The sequence below is a fragment of the Paraburkholderia sp. BR10937 genome, from assembly GCF_040965695.1.
In the GTDB taxonomy this organism is placed as follows: Bacteria; Pseudomonadota; Gammaproteobacteria; order Burkholderiales; family Burkholderiaceae; genus Paraburkholderia.
On sequence record NZ_JBFRCL010000235.1, the window covers coordinates 1 to 246 of the forward strand.

1 pseudogene is annotated in these 246 nt (G+C 64.6%); it reads right to left on the minus strand.

Features of this window, described 5'->3' with window-relative positions:
- A pseudogene (locus AB4Y44_RS42780) lies at positions 1-246 on the minus strand (hypothetical protein); the annotation flags it as partial.

Genomic DNA, 246 nt, shown 5'->3' on the forward strand with positions numbered 1-246 from the left:
CGTACTTCAGAACTGCCCAGGCCATCCGCGCATTCTTGGCTGCGATGGCGACTGCTGCCCGCCAGTAACCGCGGCGCTCCACCAGGTTCCTGGCCCACCTGCTGAACCGGTCTTGCTTGTCGCCCAGCCGGTCCTCGATGTCGCCAGCATGCTCGAGCAAATCGCTGATGCACCGCCGCGCCCAGCCGGGCAACGAGTCAAGGTGAGTCGCGATGTCTAGCCGTAGCTTTTCCGGGCTCTGCGGTA